Annotated in this window: 9 protein-coding genes; 2 read left to right on the forward strand and 7 right to left on the reverse strand. The window is 58.6% G+C overall.

What is annotated here, in order from left to right:
- Nucleotides 1–13 precede the first annotated feature (13 nt).
- Together Q1Y74_RS03635 and Q1Y74_RS03640 are read right to left on the reverse strand one after the other, a co-directional pair.
- The gene (locus Q1Y74_RS03635; protein WP_300812375.1) at nt 14–1,531 is read right to left on the reverse strand and encodes a DUF6377 domain-containing protein; all 1,518 of its coding nucleotides are present in this window, start codon (nt 1,529–1,531) and stop codon (nt 14–16) included.
- 257 nt (nt 1,532–1,788) lie between these two features.
- Nucleotides 1,789–3,990: a sodium-translocating pyrophosphatase gene (locus Q1Y74_RS03640; protein WP_300812376.1), complete on the reverse strand. Its 2,202-nt coding sequence runs from the start codon at nt 3,988–3,990 to the stop codon at nt 1,789–1,791.
- 183 nt (nt 3,991–4,173) lie between these two features.
- Between Q1Y74_RS03640 and Q1Y74_RS03645 the strand changes: the two genes are divergently transcribed.
- Nucleotides 4,174–4,521: a hypothetical protein gene (locus Q1Y74_RS03645; RefSeq protein ID WP_300812377.1), complete on the forward strand. Its 348-nt coding sequence runs from the start codon at nt 4,174–4,176 to the stop codon at nt 4,519–4,521.
- Between the two features lie 144 nt (nt 4,522–4,665).
- Nucleotides 4,666–5,718, forward strand: coding sequence for a hemolysin family protein (locus tag Q1Y74_RS03650; RefSeq protein WP_300812378.1), 1,053 nt, complete (start codon nt 4,666–4,668; stop codon nt 5,716–5,718).
- A 383-nt stretch (nt 5,719–6,101) separates the two neighbouring features.
- Here the strand turns inward: Q1Y74_RS03650 and Q1Y74_RS03655 are convergent, their stop codons facing one another.
- The 5 genes from Q1Y74_RS03655 to sufC all read right to left on the reverse strand — a co-directional run.
- A complete protein-coding gene (locus Q1Y74_RS03655; RefSeq protein WP_300812379.1) occupies nt 6,102–6,422 on the reverse strand; it encodes a heavy metal-binding domain-containing protein in 321 nt (106 codons plus the stop codon).
- 298 nt (nt 6,423–6,720) lie between these two features.
- Nucleotides 6,721–7,956: a cysteine desulfurase gene (locus Q1Y74_RS03660; protein ID WP_300812385.1), complete on the reverse strand. Its 1,236-nt coding sequence runs from the start codon at nt 7,954–7,956 to the stop codon at nt 6,721–6,723.
- A gap of 166 nt (nt 7,957–8,122) precedes the next feature.
- The gene (gene sufD, locus Q1Y74_RS03665) at nt 8,123–9,505 is read right to left on the reverse strand and encodes a Fe-S cluster assembly protein SufD (protein WP_300812381.1); all 1,383 of its coding nucleotides are present in this window, start codon (nt 9,503–9,505) and stop codon (nt 8,123–8,125) included.
- A 60-nt stretch (nt 9,506–9,565) separates the two neighbouring features.
- Complete coding sequence (locus Q1Y74_RS03670) at nt 9,566–9,946, reverse strand: GxxExxY protein (protein WP_300812382.1); 381 nt, start codon at nt 9,944–9,946, stop codon at nt 9,566–9,568.
- A gap of 54 nt (nt 9,947–10,000) precedes the next feature.
- Nucleotides 10,001–10,543: Fe-S cluster assembly ATPase SufC (gene sufC / locus Q1Y74_RS03675; protein WP_300812383.1), on the reverse strand; the 543-nt coding region annotated here is incomplete at its 5' end.

A 10,543-nucleotide genomic window follows, 5' to 3' on the forward strand; every position in this document is an offset into this window, starting at 1 on the left:
AATCAATATGTAATTAAGCCCCTTGAGGCTTGCAGATAGATAAAATGTGATTGTCAAACTCGTCTTTTGAAACGAGTGCTCTGGCTTTTACTTTGGCTTTGTAGACGTAAATCGTATTTTGTGAGATGTTCAGATATTTGGCCACTAATGTTGTGTCGGCAATGCCTAAGCGCATCAAGGCGAAGATGCGCACCTCGGTGGGCAGCATGCCGCCGTCGGTCAGACAAACCCGGTACTCTTCCGGAAAGAGTCTGTTGTATTCCTCCAGGAAGTCTGGGAACAGTTTCAAGAAGGCGGCATCGAACGATGAAGACATGCGCTCACGCTCTTGCCTGATATTGATTCCGTGAATGACGGACAGCAAATCGTCGTACTGCTTGGCTTTCAGCTTGCGTTCCATCTGCCTGCATTTTTCTTCCACCTCGTTCACAAAAGACGAGTCGCCATACAGCGACTGAACGATATAGCTGTCTTTTATCTCATTGGCTTCTTGCAGCTGCATGTTGGTGACGGACAGCTGTCGGTTGACCGCATCGCGCTCACGGGCTTTCCGCTCGATTTCGTTCCTTGCCTCGCGCAAGCTGCGGTTCTTCTTCCTTAAAATGACATACAGGACGAGCAACAGCAGCAACGTTAGCAGGACAAAGGCGCCAAAGGCAAACGAAAAATTCCGCTGGCGGCTTATCTGCTCGTAACGCCGGCTTTCAATAAGCGGCAGGATGGAGTTGATTTCCATCTTCCGGATGCGTGTGTTGTAGAAGTTGGCATCGCTTTGTGCGCGGTGTATGTAACGGGTGGCGCGGTCAATGTCGCCTGCCTCGTACATATAGGATGCGAGCGTCTTGCCGGCAGAAGTCTCGCGCGTAATGGAGCGGATGTCATTGATGGCGGAAAGTGCCATGTAATAGGTGGCTTCGGTCCGCCGCCCCAGCTTGTCGCACATCTCGCCTATCATGAAGTACTGCACTGCCTGGTCGTGCAGCGGCAGCGAATACTTGTCCAGCAACTGCTTCCGCCTCTCAATCATCGAGTCCGGCGAAAGGAACTCCACCGAAAGCATGTCTTTCGAGTGGTTCCGCCGGTATTCGTCCGTATTCTTGTCGGCATTCATCAGCACCTGCGCACGCGCCTGTTCGCGCAGGTACTCGTAGTGTTGCCAGAGGCTGTCGTTGCCCACCGCAAAATCGCGCATATTCTGATATAAATACAGGCATTGGAAGTAATAATGCTCCAACATCTGCGGCGTCAGTCCTTCCACCGAAAATTCCCTGTTCACCTCGTCGGCTTCCTTGTAAAAGCCCACTGCCGTATAACAGAAAATCAGGCTGCTTTTGGCCAGCGCTATCGATTCGGGCTGCTGCAACTGTTCGGCCAGCCGCAAGGAACGCACGGCATACACGTAGGCCGAGTCGTATTGGTAATGCTTGTACTCCTCAAACAGCTCGTTGCACAGAGTGAAGCGCTGCCGGTAGTCCGCTGACTGGTGCAGCAAGGTCTTCAAGGAGGCCAGCTTCTCTTCTTTCTTTTGCATATACTTATCGCACTGGCCCATTTCGTAATCCAATACATGCAGTATCGAATCAATATTCAACGCCGCATCATCCGCTTGCACTTCATCGGCAAACAACAGTCCAAACAGGGCCAATAAGGCAAAGCAATGATTTAACCTGTATTTTGAAGCCATTTCTTCTTTAGTAAACGTCAGAGACAAGCTGGCGAGGTGATGTTGCCGGAACGGCATGGCCTCGCCAGCTTGTCAATTGTAAAAATAACATTGTCCTATCTGTCTCAGAACACGCTCCAGGCTACGGTGAGGCCGGCCATGACGATGGCCACCATCGACATCAGCTTGATGAGGATGTTCAGGCTGGGACCGGAAGTGTCCTTGAAGGGGTCGCCCACGGTATCGCCCACCACGGTTGCCTTGTGTACCTCACTGCCCTTGCCGCCGAAGTTGCCTTCCTCGACGTACTTCTTGGCGTTGTCCCACGCGCCGCCCGAGTTGGCCATGAAGATGGCCAGCACGAAACCGCTGCTCAGGCCGCCTATCAGCAGGCCCAGCACGCCCGGCACGCCGAAGATGATGCCCGTCAGGATGGGGGCCACGATGGCTATGAGCGAGGGAACCACCATCTCGCGCTGCGCGCCGCGGGTCGAAATGGACACGCAGCGGGCATAGTCGGGCTCGGCCTCGCCCGTCAGGATGCCCTTGATTTCGCGGAACTGGCGGCGAACCTCGTCCACCATGTGCGCGGCGGCACGTCCCACGGCGTTCATCGTCAGTCCGCAGAACAGGAAGGCCATCATGGAGCCGATGAACATGCCCGACAGCACTTTGGGATTCATCAGCGTGACGTCGTAGTGGTGCATGAAGTCGAAGAACGTGGCGTCCTGCAGGGGCACGGCCTTGTCGCCCACGAAGATTTCGGTGGTTCCCAGGCGGGTCAGGCCGATGCGGATTTCCTCGACATACGAAGCCAGCAGGGCCAGCCCCGTCAGCGCGGCCGAACCGATGGCAAAGCCCTTGCCCGTGGCGGCCGTCGTGTTGCCCAGCGAGTCGAGGGCGTCGGTGCGCTTGCGCACTTCGGCTCCCAGGCCCGACATTTCGGCATTACCGCCGGCGTTGTCCGCAATGGGGCCGTAGGCGTCCGTAGCCAGCGTGATGCCCAGTGTGGAGAGCATGCCCACGGCCGCAATGCCGATGCCGTAGAGCCCGAGGCCCACGTTGCCGAAGTCGAAGCCCGAAGCGAACAGGTAGGAAGCAATGATGCCCACTACCACCGCGATTACCGGAATGGCCGTAGAGAGCATGCCCAGGCCGATGCCGGAGATGATGACCGTGGCCGGGCCCGTCTTTCCGCTCTCGCTGAGGCGCTGCGTAGGCTTATAGGACTGGGACGTGTAGTACTCCGTGGAGCGTCCGATGACGATGCCCACCAGCAGACCCACGACGACGGAGCACGAAATCCACATCCAGTTGTCCAGCTTCAGCAGCCAGAGGATGAGGAACGTGGCCGCCACGATGAGCACCGAACTGAGGTTGGTGCCGAAGCCCAGCGCGCCCAGCAGGTCTTTCATCGTGGCGTTCTCCCTGGTGCGCACCGAGAAGATGCCTATGATGGAGAGCAGGATGCCCACCGCCGCTATCAGCATCGGCGCGATGACCGCCTTGTACTGCATCATCGTGTCGCCGCTGTGTATGAAGGCTGCCGCACCCAGCGCCGCCGTGGCCAGGATGGAGCCGCAATAGCTCTCGTAGAGGTCGGCGCCCATGCCGGCCACGTCGCCCACGTTGTCGCCCACGTTGTCGGCAATGGTGGCGGGGTTGCGCGGGTCGTCTTCGGGGATGCCGGCTTCGACCTTACCCACGAGGTCGGCACCCACGTCGGCCGCCTTCGTATAGATGCCGCCGCCCACACGGGCGAAGAGCGCCTGCGTCGAGGCTCCCATGCCGAAGGTGAGCATTGTGGTGGTGATGACACACAGCTTGTGCGTAGGGGTCAGCGCGTCGGCAGGAATCACGGCGTTCAGCAGCAGGTACCAGAAGGAGATGTCCAGCAGTCCCAGACCGACCACCACCAGCCCCATCACCGCTCCGCTGCGGAAGGCGATGCGCAGGCCGCCGTTCAGCGAGCCGCGGGCGGCATTGGCCGTGCGGGCCGAGGCGTAGGTGGCCGTCTTCATGCCCAGAAAACCCGAGAGGCCCGAGAAGAAGCCGCCCGTCAGGAAGGCTATCGGCACCCAGTGGTTCTGCACGTCGAAGCCGTAGGCCATGATGGAGAACAGCACAACCAGCGCCAGAAACACCAGCCCCACAATCTTGTACTGCTGTTTCAGGTAAGACATGGCGCCCTTGCGCACGGCGGCGGCAATCTTAATCATTTGAGGAGTTCCCTCGCTCTCCTTCATCATCTGGCGGTGGAAATGCCAGGCAAAGGCAAGAGCCAGGACAGATGCGGTCGGTACGACCCAGAATAGTAGTTGGTCCATAGCATTAAGTAATTTAACGGGTTCAGAAAATGAAGTGCTAAAAGTAGAGATTTGAAACGAAATATACAAATTTATATGCAACGAATGTGAAAAAACATAAAGACCCGCAAGTCTTAAAAAAACTAAAAACAGCCCGCCTTTTTAGCGTCAAGAAAGCCGTTTGTCTATCTTTGCGCCACACAAATGGAAACAGATTACTTTATATATAAGGTCACGGGTTGGCTCGTTGTCATGCTTTTTACGCTGCAGCCTGTCGGGCAGTACGAATCACTGTCTGACGAGCGGGAGGCATGGGGCAGCGTACAGACCCTGCTGCTCGAATCCGAGATGCCCGCCTGCGTCGACCTGCCTTCCGGCCTGAACGCCACTCCTGCCGTCCGCCTGCGCCATCAGCATACGCCTGAGCCGCCTGCGGGCCTCTGCGCAGAGAAAGAAACGGCGCAGCAGGCTTTCCACCCCTTGAAACAGACACACACCGATGGCAGCGGCTACGTCCGCCGCCGTTCCACCCTGTGTACCTACCGGCTTTAGCCTCAGGCCCGCACTCCGCCCCGTTCCGCCGCCCCGGCCGCCCGCACATCGGCGCTGCGCTGACGGGACTTCCCCTTTTTATTCCCGCGGCGGCCACGTCCAGCCCGGACGTGCTGCCCGTATGTTTCACTTAACAATCATTTTATGGGACTTGTATTATTATATCTGACCCTTGCACTTTCCGTATCATTCCTCTGCTCCGTCATGGAAGCAGTCCTGTTGTCCACCCCCATGTCCTTCATCACCATGAAGGAACAGGCCGGCGTCAAGTCGGCCACCCTGCTCAAGAAGCTGAAGCAGGACATTGACAAACCCATCGCCGCCATCCTCTCCTTGAACACCATTGCCCACACCGTGGGTGCGGCCGGCGTGGGCGCCGAGGCCGTCAAGGTATTCGGCGAAGCCTATTTCGGCATCATCTCCGCCGTGCTGACCATCCTCATCCTCGTCCTCTCCGAGATTATCCCGAAGAGCGTGGGTGCCAACTACTGGCGCTCGCTGGCCGTGTCGTCCGCCCGCATCATCCGCGCCATGATCATCATCTCCTACCCGCTGGTATGGCTGTCCGAACTGATAACCAAGCTGGTGTCGCCGTCCAAGCACGAGGCCTCGGTGAGCCGCGAGGAAGTGTCGGCCATGGTCTCCATCGGCGCCGAGGAAGGCGTGTTCCAGAACAAGGAGAACCGGATGATTCAGAACCTCATCAAGCTGGACGACGTGAAGGCCCACGACGTGATGACGCCGCGCGTGGTGGTGGCCGCCGCCCCCGAAAGCATGACCCTGCGCGAGTTCTACCAGAACAAGCAGTTCTGCAACTACTCCCGCATCCCCGTCTACGGCGAGAACCAGGACAGCATCACAGGCTACGTCCTGCGCCAGGCCGTACTGGAGCGCCTGGCCGAGGACAAGTTCGACATGAAGCTGGCCGACATCAAGCGCGACATCCTCACCTTCCCCGAGAGCTGCCAGGTATCGGCCATCTGGGAGAAGATGCTGGAAAAGAAGGAACACATCTCCATCGTCATCGACGAGTACGGCACGCTGCGCGGCATCGTCACCATGGAGGACATCATCGAGACCGCCCTCGGCTTCGAGATTGTGGACGAGCGCGACGCCGTCACCGACATGCAGAAACTGGCCCGCGACCGCTGGCAGAAGCGGAAGGCGGAAAGCGAAAAGAACCTTCAGAACCAATAAACAGAGAGGAAAAAACGACCGACTGGCGGGGATATTTTTCTGTCAAGTTCCCGCCAGCCGTCACAGGAGCCTCCTTCCGTTCCCCTCCGTCCCTCCAAAGACGGAATGAATCCGGAGGAGACAGATACAGATACGGCCCGTGGTGAATACCTGTTTTCACTACGGGCCGTTCAAGTATCCGGCAAAGAGAATGCAAGCGGAAACTGCGCACCGACCGGAAAGTCCGTTTCTCGCCCTCATTATCAGGGCTTAGGCCGTGCAAGCATCCACCGTGCTCCGTGCAAGCGTCCGGCGCGGGCCGTGCAAGCATCCTCCAAGCGTAATGCAAGCGTCCTCCAAACGGGGTACAAGCACCCCCTCGCCAAGGGTCTCAAAGCCCCCTGTCACTCCACGGTCACCGCCGTTCCGGCCGCCGTCACCATCAGCATGGAGCCGCTGCCGCCCACGGTCTCGTAGTCCAGGTCCACGCCTATCACGGCATTGGCTCCCAGGGCGCGCGCCTGGGCTTCCATCTCGCGCAGGGCCGTCTCCTTGGCCTCGCGCAGCACCTCCTCGTAGGCGCCGCTGCGTCCGCCCACAATGTCGCGGATGCTGGCAAAAATATCGCGGAACACGTTGGCACCGATGATGGTCTCGCCCGAAACGATGCCGTAGTAACGGGTTATCCTTCGCCCGTCAATCACAGAAGTTGTAGTCAGTAACATATCAATCTCGTCTTTTTTAAGTTATTTGCTTCCATTAGACGCAGGGGGAGGGCGAAAAGTTGCAGGAAGGAGCAAAAAGATGCCCAAGGAAACGCCGGCCGCCGGCCTGCCTCTCTCCGGCCGCGGGCTTGCGCCAAAGCCTCTGCAAGCAAGCGTGCAGCGATGCTGCATGCTTGTTACAGCTCTTCTGCAAGCCTGCTTGCAGCACGGATGCAACAGGCTTGCAGGAAGGAAGATATTTATTCTCCGGAAAGCAGACGCATACGCTTACAGCGGAATGGACCGGACTGCCCGGACCTCAGAACATCCGGCTCACCCGTTCCACGCCGGCCACCAGCGCGTCGACCTCTTCCTTCGTGTTGTACAGGGCGAAGGAGGCGCGGACGGTGCCCTCGATGCCGAGGCGCTGCATCAGCGGCTGGGCGCAGTGATGGCCCGTGCGGACGGCGATGCCGAGGCGGTCGAGCAGGGTGCCCATGTCGAAGTGGTGGATGTTGCCCACAAGGAAGGAAATGACGCTGCCCTTCTCGGCGGCCTCGCCGAAGATGCGCATGCCGGGTATCTCCTTCAGGCGGCGGGTGGCGTAGTCGGTCAGTTCGTGCTCGTAGGCGGCGATGCGGTCCATGCCGAGGGCGGAAACGTAGTCGAGCGCACGGGCCAGGCCGGTGGTGCCGATGTAGTCGGGCGTGCCGGCCTCGAACTTGAAGGGCAGTTCGTTGAACGTGGTGCGCTCGAACGAGACGTGCTGTATCATCTCGCCGCCGCCCTGATAGGGAGGCAGGCGGTCCAGCCAGTCCTCCTTGCCGTAGAGCACGCCTACGCCCGTGGGGCCGTAGACCTTGTGGCCGGAGAAGACGTAGAAGTCGGCGTCGAGCGCCTGTACGTCCACCGGCATGTGGGGGATGCTCTGCGCGCCGTCCACCAGCACGGGGACGCCGTGGGCATGGGCGGTGGCTATCATCTGCCGCACGGGGTTGACGGTGCCCAGCACGTTGCTGACGTGGGCCACGCAGACAATCCGGGTGCGCGGAGTGAAGAGCCGCTCGTATTCGTCCAGCAGCAGTTCGCCGCGGTCGTTCATGGGGATGACGCGGAGGACAATGCCCTTGCGCATCTGCAGCAGCTGCCAGGGGACGATGTTGCTGTGGTGCTCCATGGTGGAGACAATCACCTCGTCGCCCTCCTTGAGGAAGGCTTCGCCGAAGCTGGAGGCCAGCAGGTTGATGCTCTCGGTGGTGCCGCGGGTAAAGACTATCTCGTTGGTGCTGCGGGCGTTGATGAAACGGCGCACGGTCTCGCGGCTGGCTTCGTGGAGCTCGGTGGCCTGCTGGGACAGGAAGTGGACACCGCGGTGTACGTTGGCGTTGACGCTGTAATACTCGTCGGTGATGGCGTCGACCACGCAGCGCGGTTTCTGGGTCGTGGCGCCGTTGTCCAGGTAGACCAGCGGCTTGCCGTAGACGGTGCGGGCAAGGATGGGGAAGTCTTGCCTCACCCCCATCCCCTCTCCCAGGGAGAGGGGGGAAGAAAACATTTGTGGGTTATTCTGTTCAGACATATTATTCATCTATTATTCATTCAATTGCTCCATCCTTTTTCTTCAAAAAGAATGTAGCTTTCAGCCTCTTCCCATACTTTCACATCCGCCCGCTCCTCCCCTCTCCTTGGGAGAGGGGCCGGGGGTGAGGCCTGCGGGTTGCTTACTTGCAGATAGCACACCCCTGACACTTGTTCAGCTCGCCGCGGAAGCGCTTCTCTACCAGCAGGTGCAGGCGGTCGCGCAAGGCGTCGAGGCGGATGGTGTCTATCACTTCGTTGACGAAGGCGAACATCAGCAGCAGACGGGCTTCGTGCATCGGAATGCCACGCTGACGCATGTAGAACAGCGCTGCGTCGTCCAGCTGGCCGACTGTCGCACCGTGACTGCACTTCACGTCGTCGGCATAGATTTCCAGCTGCGGCTGGGTGTACATACGGGCCTCGCGAGTGGCGCAGAGGTTGCGGTTGGTCTGCTGCGAGTTGGTGTGCTGCGCGCCGGGGCGCACCAGGACGAGTCCGGCAAAGGCGCCCGTGGCCTGGTCGTCGAGCACATACTTGAAAAGCTCGTTCGACGTACAGCGGGGCACGGCGTGGTCGATGACGGTGTGGGTGTCCACATGCTGGTTCTTGTCGGCAATGGCCATGCCGCAGAGGTTGATTTCGGCATTCTCGCCGGCCAGGGTCACGTTGACGGTATTGCGCGTGGTACCGCCCGTCAGCGTCATGCCGTTCAGCAAGACGTTGCTTCCGCTGTCCTGACGGACGTACATGCTGCTGACACGCACGGTGCTGGTATGTGTCTCCTCCAGCTCGTAGAGGTCGAGGACGGCGTCGCGGCCCACAAAGACCTCCACCACCTGCGTGGCCAGGAAGTTGACTGCATCCATCGCGTGGTCGCACACCAGCAGGCGGGCCTGTGCACCGTCTTCGAGCACAATCAGCACGCGGCGGTTCACCATCAGGTTGACGTCGCTGCGCAGGATGTTGACCAGCTGGATGGGGCGCTCCACCACTACGTTCCTGGGGATGTAGAGCAGCACGCCGTCCTGTGCCAGGGCGGTATTGAGGGCGGTCACTCCGTCCTTGGACGTATCGGCCAGCTTGCCGTAGTACTTCTTCACCAGTTCGGGATGTTCCGTTGCCAGCTGCCTGAGGCTGCCGAAGATTACGCCTTCGGGCAGGGGCGACGAACCGCGGCCTGCAAGTGGCGAGCCGCTGGTGGCCGACGGGGGAGTGGTGGCTGCATAAAACGCGTCGTTCACGACAAAATAGAGCGAGGTGCTCATGTTGGGCACGTCGCACTTGAACACGTCGTAAGGATTGACGGGGATGTCCAGCCGGTTGAGGTTGAGCCCGTAGTCGGGTTCAAACAGCCTGCTGACATCGGTATATTTGTATCGTTCGTCCTTGCGGGTGGGGAAGCCCAGGCGCTCGAAGTCGGCAAACGCCGCCGCGCGCGGAGCATTCATCACCTCGCAGCTGTGCCGGCATATCATGGCCTCGCACTGCGAGAACAGGTCGATGTATTGTTGTTCGGGTCTCATAATTCTTCTTTCTTTTTAGATACGCGGACGACACGGATCATACGGACGAACGCGGATGGATTATTTCATACGTTGACGACTGAATATCTTTCGTCTGAATGCCGGTTCGGGACCAAAGTTTAAAATGAGTCCCACTTCAATACCGGTAGCTTTCAGATAATTCATAAGTTGTGCTTCGTGTCCCGGAGTAATATCCTCAACAGCCTTCAACTCAAGAATAACAACTCCTTCCACCAAAATATCAGCATAATACAAGCCTACCACTTCTCCTTTGTAATAGACTTCTATCTTTTTCTGCGGTTCACACTTCAAACCGGAACGAAGCAATTCCTTATATAACGCATTCTGATAAACATTCTCCAGAAAGCCATAGCCCAGCTCATGATAAACATCATAAAAGGCACGCAAGATCTTGCTTGTTATATAAGAATGCAGCACCATATAAATATAAATCCGTGTTAATCCGCCTTATCCGCGTAGTCCGCGTATCTATCATTATTCGCTAACTTCCTTTTTAATCCAGTCGAAGCCGCGGTTCTCGATTTCCGTGGCCAGCTCGGGGCCACCGGTCTTCACGATGCGGCCGCCCAGCAGGACGTGTACCACGTCGGGCTTCAGATAGTCCAGCAAGCGCTGGTAGTGCGTGATGACCATGGCCGAAGTCTGCGGCGTGCGCAGCTTGTTGAAGCCCTCGGCCACAATACGCAACGCATCCACGTCGAGGCCGGAGTCTGTCTCGTCGAGGATGGCAAAAGTGGGCTCCAGCATGGCCATCTGGAAGATTTCGTTGCGCTTCTTCTCGCCGCCGCTGAAACCCTCGTTCACCGAACGGTTGGCCAGCTTGCTGTCCAGCTCGACGATGGCACGCTTCTCGCGCATCAGTTTCAGGAACTCGCTTGCCGAAAGGGCAGGCAGGTGGCGGTACTTGCGCTGCTCGTTGACGGCAGTACGCATGAAGTTCACCATCGACACGCCGGGAATCTCGACCGGCGTCTGGAAGGAGAGGAAGATGCCCTCGTGGGCACGGTCTTCGGGCGA

The sequence above is a fragment of the uncultured Bacteroides sp. genome (genome assembly GCF_949298305.1).
In the GTDB taxonomy this organism is placed as follows: domain Bacteria; phylum Bacteroidota; class Bacteroidia; order Bacteroidales; family Bacteroidaceae; genus Bacteroides.